A 21901-nucleotide genomic window follows, 5' to 3' on the forward strand; every position below is an offset into this window, starting at 1 on the left:
GTAACACTCCTTTTCTGTTTTATTTGCTTTTAGTTACGTCCGAATTCACTCAGCTTCAGTCCCGGATTACGGTCCTCCACCATGCCAATGCTCCAGCTGTTGACAAAGATCAGCAGCGGATTGTCCTTTAAGTCCTTGATGCGCTTCATGTCGGAGGTTCCCTGGATCTTGGCTACATCCACCTCGTCCTTATTCTCGATCCAGCGGATATACTCGTATGGCAGCTTCTCCAGCTTCACCTCTACGTTGTACTCATTCTCCAGTCGGTAGGTCAGAACCTCAAACTGCAGCTCGCCGACTACGCCGACAATGATCTCTTCCATACCGGTATTGAACTCCTGGAAGATCTGGATCGCGCCCTCCTGGGCGATCTGGCTGACACCCTTTAAGAACTGTTTGCGCTTCATGGTATCAATCTGGCGCACGCGGGCGAAATGCTCCGGAGCGAAGGTCGGGATACCCTCAAACTCAAACTTCTCGTTGGACAGGCACAGCGTATCTCCGATGGCAAAAATACCAGGATCGAATACGCCGATGATATCGCCGGCATAGGCCTCGTCCACGATCTTTCTGTCCTGCGCCATCATCTGCTGCGGCTGGGACAGACGGATCTTCTTGCCGCCCTGAACGTGGTTTACCTCCATACCGGCCTCGAACTTGCCGGATACAATACGCATGAACGCGATACGGTCACGGTGGGCCTTGTTCATATTTGCCTGGATCTTAAAGACAAACGCGGAAAAATCATCGGTAAACGGACTGATTTCTCTTGTGATAGCCCGTCTCGGCAGTGGAGAAGTAGTCATCTTCAGGAAATGCTGCAGAAAGGTCTCTACACCAAAGTTGGTCAGAGCGGAACCGAAAAATACCGGAGATAAATTTCCGCGGCTGACACGTTCCTGATCAAACTCATCGGCTGCACCGTCCAACAGCTCGATCTCATCTAAGAGCTGCTGATGGTAATCTGCTCCGATCACGGATTCAACATCGGTTCCCTCTACCGGGAAGGTCTGGGACGCAATCTCCTTCTGTCCTCCCATGGCAGCCGTGAAGGTCGTGATAGTCTTTTCGTGGCGGTCATACACACCCTTGAAATTCTTGCCGCAGCCGATCGGCCAGTTGATCGGACAGGTGCGGATGCCAAGCACGTTTTCGATCTCGTCCATCAGCTCAAAGGGATCTCTCGCCTCACGGTCCATCTTGTTGATGAAGGTGAAGATCGGGATGCCTCTCATGACACAGACCTTAAACAGCTTGATGGTCTGGGCCTCAACACCCTTGGATCCGTCGATGACCATGACCGCGCTGTCGGCAGCCATAAGGGTACGGTAAGTATCCTCAGAGAAGTCCTGATGTCCCGGGGTATCCAGGATGTTGATGCAGTAGTTATCATACTCAAACTGCATAACGGAAGAGGTAACGGAAATACCTCTCTCCTTCTCGATTTCCATCCAGTCGGAAACTGCATGCTTTGCAGCCTTTCTTCCCTTTACGGTACCGGCCAGGTTGATGGCACCTCCGTAAAGAAGGAATTTCTCAGTCAGGGTTGTCTTACCGGCATCTGGGTGGGAAATGATCGCAAAGGTTCTTCGTTTCTTAATTTCTTCTGTAATATTTGACAAAAATAAGTCCTCCGTTCTATAGGTGAAAGCGGTCTGAATCCATCCGCTTTTTCTGTTCGTTTCAGTTAGCTGACTGCGCAGCTTCCGCGCAGTTACTCCAATCTTACATTTTATCAGACATACTGCGCTTTGACAAGAGTCAGAGTTGCCGGAAAACATGGCATTTTCATTGAAAAATTCCTGATTTTAATGCTTTCCGTCAAAGATCCGGTTCAGCAGCTCATGCGCCACCTGGTCCTTGCTCATCAGCTCCAGCTCCTCTGCGCCATCTTTTGTGATGACAGTCACAAGGTTCGTGTCCGTTCCGAATCCGGCTCCGGCTGTGCGCAGGCTGTTCGCCACGATCATGTCCACGTTCTTTTTCGCAAGCTTTGCCCGGGAATTTTCCAGCATATTCTGAGTTTCCATGGAAAAGCCGCAAAGCACCTGTTCCTCTCTCCGGTGGGCTCCAAGCCATGCCAGAATATCATCGGTGCGTTCCAGTTCAATATTCATGTTGCCATCGCTCTTTTTCGTTTTCTCGGCTCCGACAACAGCCGGACGGTAATCTGCCACAGCCGCTGCCTTGATAATGGCATCCTGCTCTGCGCTGACAGAAGTTACCGCGTCAAACATATCCTTCGCACTGATGACCGGCACAAGCCTCACCCCCAGCGGCGCCTTTAAATCTACCGGTCCGCTTACCAGAGTCACCTCTGCTCCTCTTCTGGCTGCTGCCCTTGCAATGGCATAGCCCATCTTTCCGGTGGAGTGATTGGTGATATAGCGCACCGGATCAATGGCCTCCCGTGTTGGCCCGGCCGTTACCAGAACCTTCTTTCCAGCCAGATCTTTCTCACAGGCAAGTTCCTGTAAAATATACTCAAACAAAGTCTCCGGCTCCGGCATCTTTCCGGCTCCGGTATCGCCGCAGGCCAGATAGCCACTGGCCGGTTCAATCACATGCATGCCGTATTTCCGGCAGATGTTCAGATTGTCCTGGGTGATGGGATTTTCATACATCTGGGTGTTCATGGCCGGAACGATATACTTCGGACTCCTGCAGGCCAGAAATGTGGTAGTCAGCATATCATCTGCAAGACCGTGCGCCACCTTCGCGATCACATTGGCCGTAGCCGGAGCGATCATAAAGATATCTGCCTGCTTGGCCAGAGAGACATGCTCCACCTGAAACTCAAAATTCCGGTCAAATGTATCTACCAGGCATTTTTTCCCGGTCAGAGTCTCAAAGGTGGTCGGGGTGATAAAATTCGTTGCATTCTGTGTCATGATCACCCGCACATTGGCATGCTGTTTTACCAGCATACTGGCCAGATTGGCAATTTTATAAGCAGCAATTCCGCCGGTCACACCCAATACTACGGTTTTTCCTTTTAACATAAGAACCTCCTCGTTCTTCTTCAGATCAGTCATATTTTATGAGTATAGCATATTTTACCGGACAGGAAAAGGGTGAAGTGGATCGCTCCTTTTTCAATTGTCATTCCCTGTAAAATGTGATAGGATGTAAAATAATATACAGGCTTTTTCACCTGTGAACCACCACCATTTATCACGAATAGAAGGAGTTTTTTCCATGATTTTAGCACTGGATATGGGAAACAGCAACATCGTCATTGGCTGTATCGATTCCCAGAAAACTTATTTTGTAGAGCGTGTCACCACTGACCACGCCAAAACCGGAACCGAATATGCAATTAATATTAAAAATATTCTGGAGATCCATCAGATCAACCCTGCTGACATTGAAGGAGCTATCATGTCCTCCGTTGTTCCGCCGTTAAACGCAGCGATTTCTTCTGCTGTAAAGAAAATCCTGGGCTATCACCCGATGCTGGTAGGCGCCGGCATCAAAACCGGCATGAACATCATCATGGATAACCCGAAAACCGTCGGAAGCGATATGATCGTAGATGCCGTAGCTGCCATCAGGGAATACCCGGGTCCGATCATCATCATTGATATGGGTACCGCAACTACCATGTCCGTTGTGGATAAAAACGGCAACTATATCGGCGGCATCATCTATCCGGGTCTTCGCGTTTCCCTGGACTCCTTAAGCAGCAAGACGGCACAGCTTCCGTCCATCAGCCTGGACATTCCGAAGCGTGTCATCGGTAAAAACACCATCGACTGCATGCGCAGCGGCATCATGTACGGCAATGCCGGCATGATCGACGGCATCCTGGAGCATATGGAAGAAGAGTTGGGCGAACCGGCTACCATCATTGCTACCGGCGGTCTCTCCCGTTTCGTGGTTCCGCTCTGCAAACACAAAATCATCTATGACGATGCCCTGCTCCTGAAGGGGCTCATGATCATTTACGAAAAAAACAAGGCATAATCCCTATCACTTTGCCCGCAAAGCAGAGCAGGAAGAACCTTAACTGTTCTTCCTGCTCTGCTTTTATTCCATGATCAATTTTTCTATTATGCAGTAGTGTTTTTTCGTCTCACGGTCATAATTGATTCCAGCCAGAAGCAGATTTCCGCGATACTCCTTCAGCGCATTTACATACTGCTTTTCTTTAATCTGTGCAATTGCCCCCTCTGCGGTCTTATCCCATTTTAATTCCACGACAATCGCAGGTTTATCCGCATATAATTTTCTCGGAATATAGCAAATATCTGCATAGCCTTTTCCTGTGGGCAGTTCGCGGATAATCGTGTAATATTCCCTTGCAAAATAAAGAGCAAGATTTATGGTACAGCTCAGAGCATTTTCATCATTGTACTGCAGAATAGAAATTTCCTGATGTGCCTGCTCAATTCCCTGCGCCACTGTATCTGCATCCATATTCCACAATGCCTGAAGAAGTTTTCTGGACGCCTGAACTGCGTCCATAACTTCATGCCATCCCATGGTACTGATGGCATTAATATATTCCTGAGAAACTTCTTTGTTTGGAATTGCTACCGTTTCATTCTCACTGTCATAGGTCAGATAGCCCAAATGTACCAGCAGTGTGAGGACATCATCTTTAGAAGAAAAGCTGGTCATGTCATTGGCAAATGTTCCGGTATTGATTGGGACTGTTTCTCCGGCCAGCATCTGTACCACTGCATCCTTTAATCCATCCAAATTCATTTGAATGTAAAGTTTCAAAGCTTCATAGGTTTCTGTCTGATTCCAGTAAGTTCCAAATTTGTGGCGCAGCATTGCCTCCACAACAGATTTCGGACTGTACATGGAATAGCAGATGTCACCGTCTTTGCTGTGCTGTATCAGGCCGTAACCATCATACCAGGCTCTGGCCTCTTCATAATTCATCTGGTAAGTTTCGCATAATGTCTGAACCTCATCTTCCGTAAATCCGAAATACGGGGCCATATCTCCTGGTTCTGTCATAGAATACTCGGTAAACATATTAAGTGCAGAATGGGAACCGTATTTTTTGATCGGAAGGATTCCTGTCATGTAAGCCAGAGCCACATAGCTCTGATCCTTCAGCCAGGCTCTCAGAAAATCCAGATATTTTTTCTGAGCCTCCTCACTGTGTTTGCATTCCCGAAACAGGCAGTCCCACTCATCAATCAAAATCACAAACGGATGTCCGGTATGAGAATAGACATCTTTCATCACCTGGATCAGGCTTTTCTCATCACGAAAACGTACCTGATGATATGCATCCAGCAGATCAAAAATCAGAAACTTCTGAATTCGCTCCAGCATTTCATCTACATTCTTCGTTCCGCTTAAAAATTCCTGCATATTCAGTTTGACAACATCGTACTGATTCAAATGTATTCCATATGATTTCTGACTGCTGATTTCCAGATGTTCAAAAAGCGCAGAGGAATCAACACTTCTGTCATAATAAGCGGCCAGCATATCTGCTGCCACCGACTTTCCAAATCTTCTCGGACGACTGACACAGATAAAACGCTGCATGGTATTCAGATAGCGGTTTGTCACATCAATCAGCATACTTTTATCCACAAAAATCTGCGAATTTACCGCCATTTTAAACAATGCATTTCCCGGATTCAGATAACTGCCCATTCCACACCTCCCGCCTGTCCATAAACAGATGCTGATTCATTCTGATTTCTATATATTAACCATATTATACCCCAGCAGGTTCCATATCACAAGGAAGAAAAAAGTTCTGCACTTTGAGAAATCGCTCTCATTGTGCAGAACTTTTTCACTTCACATTAAGCAGCGTGGAACCCGCCTTTCTTTCTATCACTTGCTGCTTCAAACTCTCTCAGCTTTGCCAGTGCCTCGGCGCTTAAGCTGGTCGGCACTTCAATCTGGACGGTTACATAAAGATCACCGAAGGTCTTCGGGTCCCGCATATTGGCTACGCCTTTACCTTTCAGGCGGATCTTGGAGCCGGACTGGGTGCCCGGTTTGATGCGGCAGGATACACGGCCATTTAAGGTATTGATGATCGCTTCGCCGCCCAGTACTGCAGTAGTAAACGGAATGTTCGCTGTGGTGTAAACATCCGCGCCTTTTCTGGTAAAGCCAGGCTTCTCCGCAACATGAATACAGATCAGCAGGTCACCCGCCGGAGCACCGTTTACGCCTGCGCCGCCCTTGCCCTGCAGGCGAAGGCTCTTGCCGTCCTCCATGCCCGCCGGAATGTGCAGCTGCAGCGTCTGCTTTCGTCCGTCAGAACCAGTCAGCGTGATCATCTTATCACAGCCAAAAGCTGCTTCATCAAAGGTAACAGTCAGGTCGGAAGTGATATCCTGACCTCGGCTCTGATATCCGGCACCGGAGGTAAAACCTTCAAACCCGCTGCCGCCAAAACCGCTGTGGAAGCCGCTGCCCTGATAGCCACTGCCACCAAAGCCACTATGGAAACCGCTGCCCTGGGAACTGCTTCCGTAGGCACTGGATGTTCTCCTCTTTCCGCCATGTCCTCCAAACATTCCACCGAACATGCCGCCCAGAATGTCATCCATATCTTCCGGATTTCCTTCAAAGTGGAACTCCTGGTACCCGCTGTTCGGGTCACCGGAATAACTGTGGAAGCCGCCGCTTCCACTGCCAAAACTGCCATGGAAGCCGCCAAAGCTGCCATATCCTCCGGCTGCCGCCTTCGGATCGAACCCGGCCTCAAATGCTGCCGCACCAAACCGGTCGTACAGTTTCTTTTTCTCCGGATCACTCAAGACATCATAGGCTTCATTTATCTCTTTAAACCGCTCTGCTGCCACGGCATCGTTCGGATTGCTGTCCGGATGATACTTTTTGGCAAGTTTACGGTATGCTTTCTTAATTTCTGCTTCGCTCGCTGTTTTAGAAACACCGAGCACTTCATAAAAATCTCTCTTTGCAGCCATTGTTCTCACCCTGCTTTCTAAATCGGCTGCTGCCCGTTCAATTCATATGGCAACAGCCTGTATGAGTTCATATTACAACATCATCTTGTTCTATTTGTATTATAACACGCGTTTTACGAATAGCAAGGGGGAAGAATAAATTTAACAAAGAAAACACAATTACCATTTTTATTATAAGTCAGGTCCGGCAGAACCTAAACTGTAAAAAACTAAAAATCGTACCGCACCACCTCGCAGTTCTTCACGCCATACCCTGCAAACTCTTCATTGGTCATATCCGTAAAATAAGACTGCACGACTCTGGCAATACCATTATGCGCTACCAGGATGTAGGTCTTTTCACCGGACTGTGCCTTGATTTCATCCAGTAGATTGTAAATACGCTGAGCCAGCCGCAACATGGACTCGCCGCCCTCATAGCTGCAGACAAAGGACTGCTTAGCCACCTGAAACTCTGCTCCGTTTCTCGGTGTGGATTCCCACCTGCCAAAGTTTTGTTCCTTCAGACGCTGTTCCACCCTCGCAGGAATGCCGGTCACCTCCGAGATATGCTTTGCCGTGTCCGCCGCCCGCATCAGGGGAGAATATAAAATCTCATCCGCATAAATATGCTCTTCCAGAATCTTTTTTCCCGTCGCAATGGCCTGCTCATGTCCCAGCTCTGTCAGGGCAATGTCTGTGGCCCCGCAGATTTTTCCTTCCACATTCCATATTGTCTGTCCGTGTCTTACAAAATATAAATGTCCCATGGATTTCTTTTCATCCTCCTGCAATTGCTTATGTTTCTCCCTTATTTTACCCTACTTTTTTCTCATCTGCAATTTTCTGGAAGTATAATTGTGAGCATTTCCGTAAATCATGTTCTATGTATCACATCCCGGAACATAACACAATTTGCGGAGGTAAGGAACATGGCAGGCTACAAAGTGGAAATCTGCGGAGTCAATACGGCGAAGCTGCCCCTGCTTACAAATGAAGAAAAGGATACGCTCTTTCGGCGGATCCTGGAGGGTGACGAAGAAGCAAGAGAACAGTACATCAAAGGGAACCTGCGCCTGGTCTTAAGCGTGATCCAGCGTTTTTCCAGCAGCAATGAAAATGTGGATGACCTGTTCCAGATCGGATGCATCGGACTGATCAAGGCCATCGATAATTTTGATATTACCCAGAATGTCCGTTTTTCAACCTATGCGGTTCCCATGATCCTGGGTGAGGTCCGGCGGTATCTGCGGGATAACAATTCCATCCGAGTCAGCCGTTCCCTACGTGATACTGCCTACAAAGCCATCTATGCACGGGAAGGTCTGACACGAAAAAATGCCAGAGAGCCAACTCTCATGGAAATTGCCCAGGAAATTGGCATCAGCAAGGAAGATATCACCTACGCGCTGGATGCCATCCAGAGCCCGGTGAGTCTTTATGAACCCATCTACACCGACGGCGGTGATCCCCTCTATGTGATGGACCAGATCAAAGATAAGAAAAGCTCCGAGGAAAACTGGGTGGAAGAAATCTCCCTTCGTGAGGCCATGAACCGGCTGCCCGGACGGGAACGCCATATCATCGACCTGCGCTTCTTTGAAGGAAAGACTCAGACCGAGGTTGCTGAGGAAATCCACATCAGCCAGGCCCAGGTGTCAAGGCTTGAGAAAAACGCGCTGAAAGCCATGCGGAATTACCTGAACTGAAAAACAGGAAAAGCAGGAAAGAATCCAGCTACTCCAGCCAGTTTCTTTCCTGCCTCTATTTCCAAAATATCCTATTTCATTTCCAAGTTCAGACCATCTTTTGAAAATACATGAGCTACATTTCCGTCAAAGGTAAACTGAACATTTGCACCGATAGACAGGTTCTGCCCCTTGTCCAGGTTCATGGTATCTACAATAATGATGGTGTCCTTGCCGCAGGCGGATGCATGCAGATGTACCGCGCTTCCCATCATCTCGGCTACTTCAATGGTTCCGTGGATGCCGCTCTGGTCGTCTGCCAGCAGTGTGATATGCTCCGGTCTCACGCCAAGGGTGATTTCCTGAGATTTCACCTGTTTTGCTTTCAGACGTTCCTGCTTCTCAGCAGAAAGGGCAACCTCGATTCCCCCCACCTTGACGCTGTAAGCACCGTCTTTTTCCACCAGCTCCGCATCAAAGAAGTTCATTTGGGGCATACCGATGAAGCCTGCAACAAACAGGTTATACGGATGATCGAATACCTCCTGCGGAGTTCCAATCTGCTGGATGACACCATCCTTCATGATGACGATGCGGTCGCCCAGGGTCATAGCCTCTGTCTGGTCATGGGTAACATAGAGGAAGGTGGATTTGATTCTCTGACGCAGCTTAATGATTTCCGCACGCATCTGGTTACGCAGCTTTGCGTCCAGATTGGATAGCGGCTCATCCATCAAAAGCACCTTCGGCTCACGGACAATGGCACGGCCGATGGCCACACGCTGTCTCTGACCGCCGGATAATGCTTTTGGCTTTCTGTCCAGATATTCCGTGATGCCCAGAGTTTCTGCCGCTGCATCCACGCGCTTTTTGATCTCATCCTTCGGCATTTTACGCAGCTTCAGCGGAAATTCCATGTTGCCGCGCACGGTCATGTGGGGATACAGTGCATAGCTCTGGAATACCATGGCAATATCACGGTCCTTTGGCTCCACATCATTCACGCGGACACCGTCGATCAGAAGATCGCCACCACTGATTTCTTCCAGCCCGGCTACCATACGAAGGGTGGTTGATTTACCGCAGCCAGACGGTCCTACCAGTACGATGAACTCCTGGTCCCTGATCTCCAGGTTAAAATCCTGTACAGCAAGAACGCCTTCGTCGGTCACTTTCAGATTGGTCTTTTTCTCGCTCTCACCTTTCTTTTTCTTCTCCATGTTTGGATAAACTTTTTTAATGTGCCGTAATGATACCTCTGCCATGATGCCATATCCTCCTTATTCTTCCACGATCTCATACCGGAACCAGTCAAAATCCGCATGAGCGCCGCTGCCAGAAACATACATTCCTACATAAGTTCCTACAAATCCGTCTGCCACAACCGTACTGAGGATGGATCCGTCAATGTCTGTGGCCAGAATCTTCTTTTCCCGTTCTGAATTTCCATAATAGAGATGGTACTGTCCGGTACTGCCCTCAATAAACAGATACATCCGTCCTGCCTCGGCCGGCTTTCTCGTGATCAGCTCTCTCCTGCCATTTATGATCTGGTAAGCGGTGATAAACAGCTCACCATCCAGTTTTTCCTTTACTGCCATGATCGCATACCGGTCATTCTGGGTCACGATCATGCCTGCTTCCTCGCCTTCCTGCTCCGGCTCGAATTCCATAGCCACAGCCGCTTCGAAATAATTGTGCTGCTGTCTGCGCACCAGGAGGGCCTGGGTGCGTGTATCCTCAGCCTTTGCGTCATTTCCGTAAAGCCGCAGATAGCCCGGCCGCTCTGTCAAGGTATAGAACGGGGTCTTCACAGGACGGCGCATGCACCAGATCATATCCAGAACCGGATCCTCGAAGTTATCCACCCTGCTCTTAAGCGGCGGCCGCCATTCTTCCAGATCCGGCTTTCGCTCCATGGGATTTACCATGCCGTTGTGGTTGTCCACGATCGGCCAGTTATCGTAATCCCAGGCCATAGGAATCATGCAGACCTCACGGCCCAGATTAAACTGTGCATCCTTGTTGCGGTCTGGTTCCCGGATCCACTTTCTCGGCAGATACTGATTATAATCTTCAATGTATTTCTGATACGGACGGATGCCAAGAAGAACCATGTACCACTCACCCTTCTGAGTCTCGATCAGATCTCCGTGGCCCACCACCGCAATACCAAGCTCATTGTTCAGCCGGACATTCCGGTTCGTCACGATCGGGTTTCTCGGGCAGGGCTCATAAGGTCCAAGAAGCGTCTCACTGCGGTAAATGTTCACACAGTGATTTGTCTGAGTTCCTCCACTGGCCGTCATCAAATAATAGCTTCCGTTGATCTCATAAATATGCGGAGCCTCGGTAAACAGCGTGTGATCCACAATGGAATCGAAGATGATATGCTTTTCCCCACGGATCTGGAACGTTTCCGGATCCAGTTCACAGGCGTAGATCTGCTTCTGGTACGGAAACTTTAAGTCCTCCGGGATCAGATTGCTGCAGTACCACATTTTCCCATCCTTGTCAAAAAACAGGGACGGGTCAATACCATCGGCTCCCTCAATGATCACTGCGTCAGACCATGGACCGGCCGGATCTTTGGCCGTCACAATGTAGTTGTAGCGGTAGGTCCGTCCCTGTACATCCAGTGTATTGATGATATAAAAGATACCTTCATGATACCGGATGGTAGCTGCCCACAACCCTTCCGAGCTGTCGCAGTTTCTGAAATCTAACTGGTCCGGCCGCGAAATCGCGTTCCCAATCTGTTCCCAGTGAACCAGGTCCCGGCTTTGAAATACCGGCAGTCCCGGAAAGTAATAAAAGGAGGAGGTTACCATGTAGTACATATCACCGACCCGGCATACCGACGGATCCGGATATCCACCTTTTATAATTGGATTGCAGAACATATTCTTGTCCATGATTCAACTTTCCTTTCGTTTACTCTTTTACTGCACCGGCAGTCATTCCGGCGATCAGATATTTCTGCATTACTACAAACACGGTCAGAGTCGGCACACTGGAGATCATGGCCGCACACATCAGATAATTCCACTGGATCTTGTATGCATCTGCCATCGTACTGATTGCATAAGTAATGGTTTTCTTCTCATCCGCAGACATCAGGACCGATGCAAACATATACTCATTCCAGTTCTGAAGAAATGCGTATATGATGGTTGCTACCAGACCCGGCAGGGCGATCGGAAGAATGATCTTTAAAAACGTATTGAACGCGCTGCTGCCGTCCACCCGGGCTGCCTCATCCAGTCCCGTGGAAATGCTCTTGAAATATCCGTACATCATCCAGGTACAGAACGGAATACTGAAGGAAGCGTATACCACCATCAGACCGATCTGGGTATTATTTAAATGAACAGAAACAAGAATTTTGTAATATGGAATGATTTTCATAACTGCCGGAAACATCTGGGTTACCAGCAGAAAGCTCAGCAAAAATGCTTTTCCTTTAAACTGATAGCGGGAAAGTCCATATCCGCAAAGGGCTGCACATACAACGCCGATCACCGTAGATCCGCCAACTGCAACAATGCTGTTTTTGATATAAGTCGCAATTGGATATTCCTTCCAGATATTTACGAAGTTTTCCAGCGTAGGACCGGACGGAAACAGAGTCAGGCCTCTGGACAGTGTAATATCTGCCATGGATTTTAATGAAGTAATCACCATCCAGGATAATGGAAGCAATACACCCAGACATTCGATGCCCAGGATCAGATATCCGATACAGGTAAACAGTCTGTTCTTTCCTTTACTAGTCATCACGTAATAACCTCCTGAACACAACTCCGATAAGGTAACAGATTACAAGAATGTATACGGACTGTGCCGATGCAAAGCCATATTTAAAGTAAGAGAACGCATTCTTGTAAATTTCGATGGCAGATACCATGGTAGAACTTCCCGGGCCACCGGATGTCATCAGCCAGATCAGTGTGAACTGTTTGAATACCCACACCGTATCCAGAATCAGGATCGTGGTCAGGATCGGCTTCAGAGCTGGAAGGGTTACATAGCGGAAGCGCTGCCACATATTCGCTCCGTCAATCTCAGCTGCCTCATACAGATCGTGGGAAATGGTCTGGATACCGGCCAGGATCTGTACCATGACCAGAGGATAACCTTTCCACATGCTGACCAGGATCACACAGGGGAATGCTGTGGCTGAAGTACTAAGCCAGCCAACCGGTTCGGAAATAATGCTGAAATGCATCAGAAGTTCATTTAAAATACCACCCTGGGTATTCAGGATCCACTTAAACAGATAAGCAATCACCACATCCGGAAACAGCCACGGCAGAATCAGGATTCCGCGGAATAACGTCCGGTACTTGATGTCAGTATTTAAGATGGATGCGAAAATGAAGCCCAATACAAAGTGTCCGCACACAACCGTTACCGTGAAGATCATGGTTTTCATCAGGCTGTGTAAAAATGATGCGTCCGTCAAGGCCTGTGCGTAATACCGGAGTCCTACAAAGTTCCATTTGTTTACCAGATTGGTATCAAAGAAACTGATATAGATTCCATACAGAATCGGATATACAACGAGACAGATAATCGTCAGCGTTGCCGGAGAAATAAACCAGTACGGAGTCATCTTCGACTTCAGCCGGCACAGATTCCATTTTTTCTTGGTGTCATTCACTGTTTTGCCCTCCAAAAGAAAAGAGAAAGGGCGGCTGTATGGAACTATGCCTCTATACAGCCGCCCGCTTTCAAGCTGCCTTACTTGCTGTAACTCTTGCAGGTTTCTGCTGCCTTAGCTGCTGCATCTGCTACTGCATCATCTACGGATGCTCCCTCAGAAACAACCTTCTGCCAGCACTCACCACTTGCATCTCTTAACTCAGCCATACCAGCAAATGCCGGATAGATCACTGCACTCTCAGATGCTTCTGCAAATCCTGCGTATGCCTCATCATTTGCAACAATTGCATCCAGAGCTTCTTTTACAACCGGCAGACGGCAGGTTGCCTTGTTCCACTCTACACTGTTATCTACACTGGTCATGTACTTCAGGAAATCTGCTGCTACTTCCGGATTTTTACAGGTATTGCTGATGGTCATACCTACACTTGAGAAAGAGGTTACCGGATCAACGCCCTCTGCGGTCGGCATCGGGAAGCTGCCCATCTTACCGCGCATATCCGGGTTTGCATTGTAGATACCGCCCAGCACATTGGAACCGCTGAAGAACATGCATGCCTGATCTGCACCGATCATGGTATAAGCCTCAGAGTAACCGGTCTCAACAAAACCGGAAGGAGAAACGCCCTCGTTTGCCGCGATATCAATAAAGGTGCTCATTGCATTCTTGTAAGCATCGGTATCGAAACCGGAGGTAAAGGTTCCATCCCCATTGTCTTTTACGAAATCACATCCAAAGGTCAGTGCAAAGGTCTGGAATCTGGACTCTGCAGAGTCGTTTCTGGTTCCTGCGAATACACTGCCGTAACGGTCAACCTTACCGTCTCCGTTTGTATCCTCCGTCAGAGCCTTTGCAGTCTCCAGATACTCATCCCAGGTTTTCGGAATCTCCAGTCCCTTCTCTTCGAAGAGGTCTTTGCGGTAAACCATTGCGGTGGTATTGTTCTGCCACGGCATATAAACAAAATGTCCGTCTACGGTGGAATTCTCTACTGCTGCATCCAGAAGTCCATCCATGTAATCCTTGCCAAGCAGCTCATCCAGGTTGTCAACACCCATGCCCATTTCCAGACAGTTCGCAGAATACGCTTCCGACATGGTAAAAATGTCCGGCAGGGTTCCGGCCGTTGTCTGGGTAATCAGGGTTGTGTACAGATCATTCATGGAACACTCAACCGGATTCAAGGTTACGTTCGGATACATCTCCATATATTTGTCCATGACTCCTCTTAAGAACGGGCCGCCATCGGAATCGCCTAGGGACGTGATCATAACATCCAGCTTTACATCTCCTGCGGAAGAAACATCGTAAGTGCTGTGATACCCCTTATCATCCACCTCAGCCGGTGCTGCTTCGGAGGAAGCCTCCTTGCCTGCTTCTGCTGCCGTAGTCTCAGGCGCTGCTGTCTCAGTCTTGCCAGAAGAACCACATGCAGTCAGTCCGGAAACTGCTGTTACCAGGGCCATTGCCATTACTAAACTTCTTTTTTTCATTGTTCACCCTCCACTTGTTATAATTGTTTTATTTTTTCGGTTGCGCTTCTTGTTTTTTGTGTATTTTCATTATATAAGTATTGCTATATAAATGCAATTTAATTATAATTAAATGAGCTTAAGCTAATCTTAAATTCATTGTATTTTTCACCAAATTTAATCAATACAGGGGGGATTTTTTAGATGGATACGAAATTGATTGAATATATCCTCACAATTGCAGAAACTAAGAGCATCGCAAAATCTGCAGAGGAACTCTTTTTAACCCAATCCGCCTTAAATCAACAGCTGTTAAAGTTGGAAAAGGAACTTGGAGCACCGCTTTTCGTCCGAACCAGAAATCACTGGGAGCTGACTGATGTAGGCACACTTTATGTCGAATCCTCCAAAAAGATGCTGGAAATCAAGAAGGATACCTACTCCCGCATTGAGGATATGGCAAAACGCTGGAAGGGAACGGTCACTGTCGGCCTGACTCCGGAACGCGGCATCCAGATGTTTACCGCCATTTATCCGGAGATTCATGCACAGTACCCGGAAACCATCTTCCAGCCCTACGAAGCCGACGTGGAAACCCAGATAAAGCTTCTGGATTCCGGTCAGCTGGACTTTGGATTTCACACTATTTTTGAACACAAGTACAAGCATATCATCTACCGGCACATCCTGTATGAGCCATTTTATCTGTGTGTCCCAAGAAGTCATCCGCTAGCCTATAAGGATAAACGCACGCCCGAAAACTACCCGGAAATCTCACTCACGGAATTCAAAAACGATCTGTTTACCTTAGTGAGAAAAACCTCTACCCTGCGTGCTGTCATCGACCGCCTCTTTGCAAAAGCCGGCTTCAAGCCAAAACTGCTGTTTGAATCCATCAGTATGCGTACCATGCAGCGCCTGGCCGCCAATGGACAATGCTGCTCCATCATTCCTCGCTATTACGCTGTCGAAGATGACGATGTTGCTTACTTCACCCTTGGACCGGAATCCTACTGGGAACTCTCCACGGCCTACGCCAAAAATCACTATATTAACGCAGCTATGGAGACCTTCATCCGCATGGCCTCTGACTACTGGCTGGCACATTCCTATATTGAATACTGATTTTCATTCAAAAAGAGCGAAGCCCCTCTTCTTTCGGAGGCTTCGCTCTTTGATTATACAAATTCCATATTCCTATGCAAATGGATTCTCTGTCGGATAGCGCACGCCGGCCGGCTGGTTGTAGCCAATCTCTCTGACATCGACTCCGACATACTTAAATACCTCATACAGGGCCTTTCCGTAATGTCCGAAAGCCACCGCGCCGTGATGCGGGAAGTTGCCCTCGATCAGGACATGACGGTAGAAGCGCTTCATCTCCGGGATCGCGAATACACCGATACTTCCGAAGGAATGGGTTGCCACCGGCAGAACCTCGCCGTTTGCAACATAGGCACGCAGCTTGTTGTCTGCGGTGCTCTGCAGACGGAAGAAGGTAATGTCACCCGGAACAATATCGCCCTCCAGGGTTCCCTGGGTTACCTCCTCCGGAAGGCTTCTTGCCATGATCAGCTGATACTTCATCTGACAGAAGGAAAGCTTTTTCGTGGTGGTATTGCCGCAGTGGAAGCCCATAAATACATCATGGCTCTTGTAGTCAAATTTATCCTTGATCTCGCTATCGTAAAGATCGTACGGCACGGTATTGTTGATGTCCAGAAGTGTCACGGCATCCTGGCTCACGCAGGTTCCAATGAACTCACTTAAACAGCCGTAGATATCCACCTCACAGGATACCGGGATACCGCGTCCGGTCAGACGGCTGTTGACATAGCACGGCACAAAGCCAAACTGGGTCTGGAATGCCGGCCAGCATTTTCCTGCAATGGCCACATATTTGCGATATCCTCTGTGCTCCTCCACCCAGTCAAGAAGTGTCAGTTCGTACTGGGCCAGCTTCGGCAGGATCTCCGGCTTCTTATTACCTTCCCCCAGTTCTTTTTCCATATCTGCCACAACATCCGGGATTCTCGGGTCACCCTCATGCTTGTTAAAAGCCTCGAACAGATCCAGCTCCGAGTTTTCCTCGATCTCCACACCCAGATTGTAAAGCTGCTTGATCGGCGCATTGCATGCCAGGAAGTTTAACGGTCTCGGGCCAAAGCTGATGATCTTTAAGTCGGACAGGCCGATGACAGCTCTCGCGATCGGTAAAAACTCATGGATCATATCTGCGCATTCATCAGCGGTACCCACCGGATACTCCGGAATATAAGCCTTGATATTGCGCAGAGCCAGGTTATAGCTTGCGTTCAGCATACCGCAATAAGCATCTCCGCGTCCCTGTACCAGGTTGTCTTTGCTCTCCTCTGCTGCGGCAACAAACATTTTCGGACCGTCAAAATGCTTTGCCAGCAATGTCTCGGAAATCTCCGGTCCGAAATTTCCCAGGTACACGACCAGCGCGTTGCATCCGGCTTTCCTGATATCCTCCAGCGCCTGGACCATATGGATCTCGCTCTCCACGATGCAGACCGGACACTCATAGATATCCCTTGCATCGTACTTTTTGCTGTACGCGTCCACCAGTGCTTTTCTGCGGTTCACGGATAAAGACTCCGGGAAACAGTCACGGCTCACCGCAACAATGCCTACTTTTACTTCTGGAATGTTATTCATGCTTTTATCCTCCTAAAATAAAATATGAAAGAAATGAATCCTATACTGTGATATTTTCTCCGATCAGACCAATATGGCTTCCCTCCGGCAGACCGCCTTCCGGATGGCCGATCAGCCACTTGTTAGTTGCCGCAAGCAGGCGGTCCTCCCAGCCCTCATGCGTCATTTCCAGCGGATAATTGGTTCCGCGCGGAAGTATGATCCCAACCTGAAACCCCTGCTCTCCCACACTGCAGGGCGCGTAATGCAGGGTTGTGGCATACACCTCCACAGCCGTTCCCTTCGGGAGAAGAAATGCTTCAACCAGGGAGGTATCGTAGGTAAACTCCGGTGTGATATCCTGCTGATGTCCCACCAGAAGAATCACGTCCGTAGCTGCCACATTGATTTCCGAGGAGCGATGATACTCCAGCGCATTCAGCTTGTGGTTATGCCCGTTACAGTAACCAATCTGCACCGGCATCTCGCCGTATGCCTTTTTCTGCACGGTTTCAAACACCGGCTCTGCCTCCAGCACTTCTGCCGACGGCTCATACACAACGTCCGCAGGCAGCGGCGTTTTTTCTGTCAGTGCCCGGATCAGCCCGGAAAAATCAATGTTTTCCACTACCTTTCCATATTTCCGGAATGCCGAATCTGTCACTTTCTTGATTTCCATGGTTTTTTCCTCCTTATTTCATCAGTTCATACAGCGGCTTACAGGCCGGATAGATCTGTTTAAACGTCTGATAGCGTTTTTCATATTTTGCCGCCAGCTCCGGTTCCGGTTCCACGGTTCCGGTGACCTTCACCAGTTTCTGTGCTGCCTCTTCCACGCTCTTATACTCTCCGCAAGCAACCGCCGCAAGCATGGCACCGCCCAGAGCCGGTCCTTCCTCACTCTCGATCATATCTACCTTCAGATTCATGACATTGGCAATGATCTTTCTCCACAATGGACTTTTTGCTCCGCCGCCGCAGATCTTCGTGCGTTCAATCTGAATTCCAAGGGATTTGGCCACTTCCAGGGAATCCCGCAGTGCGAATGCCACGCCCTCCAGTACAGCCTGCGTCATGTCTGAGCGGCTGGTATCCATCGTCATGCCAATAAAGGTACCACGTGCGTCCGGATCATTGTGCGGAGAACGCTCCCCCATCAGATACGGCAGAAAATACACATGATTGTCTCCCAGCTTCGTGATGGCTGCCTGTTCTTTTGCGTAATCGGAAGTTTCGAGGATTCCGTCCATCCACCACTTATTGCAGGAAGCCGCGCTGAGCATGCAGCCCATCAGGTGGTAATGTCCGTCTGCATGAGCAAAGGCGTGCAGGGCGTTGTGACTGTCTACTCCGAATTTTTCCGAAGAAATGAAAATGGTTCCGCTGGTTCCCAGGGAAATATTACATCTTCCATCTCCTACGGTTCCGGTTCCCACTGCTGCTGCCGCATTATCTCCGGCGCCGGCCGCCACTTTCACAATATGAGGAACTCCCAGTTCATCTGCAATGGCAGGAAGCACCGTTCCCACAGTTTCATAAGATTCATAGACCTTCGCCAGCTGTTCCTGCCGCACACCGCAGATCTCACACATCTCCTTCGACCAGCAGCGGTTCTTTACATCAAACAGAAGCATGCCGGATGCGTCTGACACATCGGTGCAGTGCACACCGGTCAGTCGGTACGCAATGTAATCCTTCGGAAGCATGATCTTTGCAATACGCGCAAAGTTCTCCGGCTCCTTGTTTCTGACCCATAAAAGCTTCGGTGCGGTAAATCCGGTAAAGGAAATGTTAGCCGTATATTCGGAAAGCTTTTCTTTGCCGATCACGTTATTCAGGTAATCGCATTCCTCCCAGGTCCGGCCATCATTCCAGAGAAGTGCCGGGCGGATCACTCTGTCTTCCTCATCCAGAATGACAAGTCCATGCATCTGCCCGCCAAAGCTGATGCCAGCCACCTGCTCTTTGTCACAGCCATTGAGCAGTTCCTTAAGCCCGTCCATGGTTCCGGCAAACCAGTCCTCCGGCTTCTGCTCTGACCAGCCCGGATGCGGAAAATAAATGGGATATTCCTTCGAGACGATCTTTTTGATCTGACCCGCCCCATCCATCAGAAGCAGCTTCACCGCCGATGTTCCAAGATCTATTCCGATATACAGCATGTCCGATCCTCCTTTTTCTGATATGCATGTCATGTTCTTCTTGTTTTCTCAATTCGTGCACGTGCACGTTTCTGATTCTTATCTTAGCGTTTTTGAGAACACTTTTCAATACTTTGACCAGTTTTTTTCTATTCTGTAATTTATTTTGTTAAAACCGCACAATTATCATCTGTTATTTCTTTGTTTCCGACCTGTTTTCTGTTTCTTTTTCCTATAGTCACCATTTCTTTTCACACCTTTTCGTGCACGTGCACGTCTCTTCCTGATTTGACTTTTTCTTCTATTTTGTGTATTGTTAAATGCAGAGAATATATTTCGCTACAGTTCACAGGTAGGAATTTTCTGAACTGAAAATTCCGTATGATACAGTGAACAGTAACTATATTTCTGCACGGAGGTTTTTCATGGCACGAATCAAAGATATCGCAGAACTGGCCGGTGTCTCCCGCGGAACCGTGGACCGGGTCTTAAATAACCGCAGCGGTGTCAGCCCGCAGACAGCCGAAAAGATAAAAGAAATCGCAAAAGCGCTGGACTACCGTCCCAACAAGGCCGGGCTGGCACTCGCCGCCCAAAAGAAAAAGAATAAGATCGGCATTGTCCTGTTCAGCAGGAACAACCCATTCTTTGACGAGGTCAGTGAGGGTGTGCAGGCAAAGGCCCGGGAACTGGCCGACTACGGTGTGACTACCCTGACCAGACGGGTCGAGTTTGATCTTGCTGCCCAGCTTGCTGCCATCGATGAACTTCTGGACGAAGGCATTCACGGACTGCTGCTTGCTCCTTACAATCATCCCGCAATTCAGGAAAAGATTGATGAGCTTGTTGACCGCGGGATTCCTGTTGTCACTGTCAACACGGATATCTTCGGTTCCAAACGCATGGCCTATGTCGGAAGTGATTACATCTGCGGCGGCCGGACTGCAGCCGGACTGCTTGCGCTCATGACGGAGGGCGAAACAGAGCTTGGCATCATCACCGGTTCCCGGAATGTGTTATGCCATTCCGAGCGGATCCGCGGACTGACCGAGACGCTGGAAGCCTCCTATCCCCGAATTCATATCGCGGAAATTCTGGAAAACCATGACGATGAATTTGAAAGCTATGCGCTGACCCGGCAGCTTCTCCGGCAAAATCCCCACATCGATGCCCTGTTCTTCGCTGCAGCCGGTGTATTTGGCGGGTGTAAGGCCGTTCAGGAATCCGGCCGCCATCCCAAAATTGTTACCTTCGATGAGGTCCCCACAACACTGGATATGCTGCGTGCCGGTGTCATATCCGCCACCATCAGCCAGCAGCCCCGCAAACAGGGTTCCCGATCCCTGGATCTCCTGTTTGAATATCTGACCTCCGGAGCACCTCCTGTCCAGGAAAAAAACTTTGTGGAGCATTCCATCAAAATCCGGGAAAATAGCTAAATTCCTCCCAGGCATTATTAGCACTCTGCATAAAAGAGTGCTAATTTCTGAAAAATATTGCCAATTTTATTTTTTGTGTGTTTGCTTTTTTGGTGCTTTTTAAAGGTTCACTTTTTTCCAAAAGTGCTATAATACAGTCAGTGCAAAAAGAAGAACTTCCTCATAAAGACAAGCTCTCCATCTACACGAATGAATTCAGATAATTAAGACCGGAAGGATTTCTTCCCCCGGCCATTCAAAGTAGGAGGCAGATTATTATGATGACGTTAGCAGCTGAAAAAAGAGATCCTGAGGTAAAGGCAAAAAAATTAAGAAGAGAAGGCTACAGCACCGGTGTTCTGTATGGCCGTGAAATGAAAGAAAATGTATCTCTGAAATATACAGAGAAGGATGCATTAAACTTCATTAAAAAAGCAAAAGAGGGTGCGCAGACCATGCTGGATATCTCCGGCGAAAAGGTCGATGCCCTGGTAAAGAATATTGATTATGATCCACTCAGCAAGAAGATTCTGGCTCTGGATTTCCAGGCACTGGTTGCAGGCGAGGTTGTTGCTGCAACTGTTCCGGTTACCTTTGTAAACGAGGAGGTTGTACAGGGTGTCTTCGAACCGGAGATCACTGAAATTCACTACAAAGCAGATCCGGCACATCTTCTGGACCCGATTGAAATTGATCTGGCAAAGCTCCCGCAGGGAACCAAGACCTTATATGTTAAGGACTTGAAACTGGAAGAAAAAGGTGTTACCGTAACCACCACCGCAGATTCCCAGCTGTTCCATATCGGCGAATACGCAAAAGCTGAAGAAGAAGATGACGACGCAGAAGAAACACCTGCAAAATAACAATTTAAGGGAATAGCACGAAAGGGTCCGAAGTTCCGGGGAGGGCCTACAGAATAAGCAGAAACATTGGAATTTGCTTTGTGAGCGACCATA

Annotated in this window: 18 protein-coding genes; 5 read left to right on the forward strand and 13 right to left on the reverse strand. The window is 48.5% G+C overall.

The genetic code is table 11. The annotated features are described in order from the left end of the window. Window positions 1-29: 29 nt before the first annotated feature. On the reverse strand, window positions 30-1622 hold the full coding sequence (locus DW819_RS07620; protein WP_118732786.1) for a peptide chain release factor 3: 1593 nt from the start codon (window positions 1620-1622) through the stop codon (window positions 30-32). Window positions 1623-1808: 186 nt separating this feature from the next. Next, entirely contained in the window at window positions 1809-3002 is a 1194-nt protein-coding gene (gene coaBC, locus DW819_RS07625) for a bifunctional phosphopantothenoylcysteine decarboxylase/phosphopantothenate--cysteine ligase CoaBC (protein WP_118732787.1), read from the reverse strand. A 196-nt stretch (window positions 3003-3198) separates the two neighbouring features. On the opposite strand from coaBC, the gene DW819_RS07630 reads away from it, so the two are divergent. Continuing rightward, a complete protein-coding gene (locus tag DW819_RS07630; protein ID WP_118732788.1) occupies window positions 3199-3966 on the forward strand; it encodes a type III pantothenate kinase in 768 nt (255 codons plus the stop codon). A 63-nt stretch (window positions 3967-4029) separates the two neighbouring features. On the opposite strand, the gene DW819_RS07635 is transcribed toward DW819_RS07630, so the two are convergent. The 3 genes from DW819_RS07635 to DW819_RS07645 form a co-directional block, all read right to left on the reverse strand. Next, complete coding sequence (locus tag DW819_RS07635) at window positions 4030-5625, reverse strand: AAA family ATPase (RefSeq protein WP_118732789.1); 1596 nt, start codon at window positions 5623-5625, stop codon at window positions 4030-4032. A 155-nt stretch (window positions 5626-5780) separates the two neighbouring features. Beyond that, a complete protein-coding gene (locus DW819_RS07640; protein ID WP_118732790.1) occupies window positions 5781-6920 on the reverse strand; it encodes a J domain-containing protein in 1140 nt (379 codons plus the stop codon). Window positions 6921-7129: 209 nt separating this feature from the next. Next, window positions 7130-7669 carry a histidine phosphatase family protein gene (locus DW819_RS07645; protein ID WP_118732833.1) on the reverse strand — a complete coding sequence of 180 codons (540 nt, stop codon included), beginning with the start codon at window positions 7667-7669 and terminating at the stop codon, window positions 7130-7132. Between the two features lie 162 nt (window positions 7670-7831). Between DW819_RS07645 and sigG the strand changes: the two genes are divergently transcribed. Next, window positions 7832-8608, forward strand: coding sequence for an RNA polymerase sporulation sigma factor SigG (gene sigG / locus DW819_RS07650; protein ID WP_118732791.1), 777 nt, complete (start codon window positions 7832-7834; stop codon window positions 8606-8608). Window positions 8609-8679: 71 nt separating this feature from the next. On the opposite strand, the gene ugpC is transcribed toward sigG, so the two are convergent. The 5 genes from ugpC to DW819_RS07675 all read right to left on the reverse strand — a co-directional run bounded on the left by ugpC (window position 8680) and on the right by DW819_RS07675 (window position 14746). Beyond that, window positions 8680-9852 carry a sn-glycerol-3-phosphate ABC transporter ATP-binding protein UgpC gene (gene ugpC / locus DW819_RS07655; RefSeq protein ID WP_118732792.1) on the reverse strand — a complete coding sequence of 391 codons (1173 nt, stop codon included), beginning with the start codon at window positions 9850-9852 and terminating at the stop codon, window positions 8680-8682. Window positions 9853-9867: 15 nt separating this feature from the next. Then, complete coding sequence (locus DW819_RS07660; protein ID WP_118732793.1) at window positions 9868-11502, reverse strand: glycoside hydrolase family 43 protein; 1635 nt, start codon at window positions 11500-11502, stop codon at window positions 9868-9870. A 19-nt stretch (window positions 11503-11521) separates the two neighbouring features. After that, window positions 11522-12364 (reverse strand): carbohydrate ABC transporter permease, encoded by an 843-nt coding sequence (locus DW819_RS07665; protein WP_118732794.1) that lies wholly within the window; start codon window positions 12362-12364, stop codon window positions 11522-11524. Continuing rightward, complete coding sequence (locus tag DW819_RS07670) at window positions 12357-13250, reverse strand: sugar ABC transporter permease (RefSeq protein WP_243025683.1); 894 nt, start codon at window positions 13248-13250, stop codon at window positions 12357-12359. Before DW819_RS07670 ends, DW819_RS07665 begins: the two co-directional genes overlap by 8 nt. An 80-nt stretch (window positions 13251-13330) precedes the next feature. Next, entirely contained in the window at window positions 13331-14746 is a 1416-nt protein-coding gene (locus tag DW819_RS07675) for an extracellular solute-binding protein (protein WP_118732795.1), read from the reverse strand. 183 nt (window positions 14747-14929) lie between these two features. On the opposite strand from DW819_RS07675, the gene DW819_RS07680 reads away from it, so the two are divergent. Next, window positions 14930-15850 carry a LysR family transcriptional regulator gene (locus tag DW819_RS07680; protein ID WP_118732796.1) on the forward strand — a complete coding sequence of 307 codons (921 nt, stop codon included), beginning with the start codon at window positions 14930-14932 and terminating at the stop codon, window positions 15848-15850. Window positions 15851-15922: 72 nt separating this feature from the next. Here DW819_RS07680 and DW819_RS07685 read toward each other — a convergent pair whose 3' ends face one another. From DW819_RS07685 to xylB, 3 genes are read right to left on the reverse strand one after another with little or no spacing between them, the layout of a single operon-like run. Then, window positions 15923-17407 carry an L-fucose/L-arabinose isomerase family protein gene (locus tag DW819_RS07685; protein WP_118732797.1) on the reverse strand — a complete coding sequence of 495 codons (1485 nt, stop codon included), beginning with the start codon at window positions 17405-17407 and terminating at the stop codon, window positions 15923-15925. Between the two features lie 40 nt (window positions 17408-17447). Then, window positions 17448-18065: a DUF4867 family protein gene (locus DW819_RS07690; protein WP_118732798.1), complete on the reverse strand. Its 618-nt coding sequence runs from the start codon at window positions 18063-18065 to the stop codon at window positions 17448-17450. A 13-nt stretch (window positions 18066-18078) separates the two neighbouring features. After that, window positions 18079-19548: a xylulokinase gene (gene xylB / locus DW819_RS07695; RefSeq protein ID WP_118732799.1), complete on the reverse strand. Its 1470-nt coding sequence runs from the start codon at window positions 19546-19548 to the stop codon at window positions 18079-18081. 404 nt (window positions 19549-19952) lie between these two features. Between xylB and DW819_RS07700 the strand changes: the two genes are divergently transcribed. Both DW819_RS07700 and DW819_RS07705 read left to right on the forward strand, forming a co-directional pair. Beyond that, window positions 19953-20966 carry a LacI family DNA-binding transcriptional regulator gene (locus tag DW819_RS07700; RefSeq protein WP_118732800.1) on the forward strand — a complete coding sequence of 338 codons (1014 nt, stop codon included), beginning with the start codon at window positions 19953-19955 and terminating at the stop codon, window positions 20964-20966. 257 nt (window positions 20967-21223) lie between these two features. Next, window positions 21224-21808, forward strand: coding sequence for a 50S ribosomal protein L25 (locus DW819_RS07705; RefSeq protein WP_118732801.1), 585 nt, complete (start codon window positions 21224-21226; stop codon window positions 21806-21808). The last annotated feature ends 93 nt before the right edge of the window (window positions 21809-21901 follow it).

Origin of the sequence: Clostridium sp. AM33-3, assembly GCF_003480315.1 — a bacterium.
Classification (GTDB): Bacteria; Bacillota; Clostridia; order Lachnospirales; family Lachnospiraceae; genus Brotaphodocola.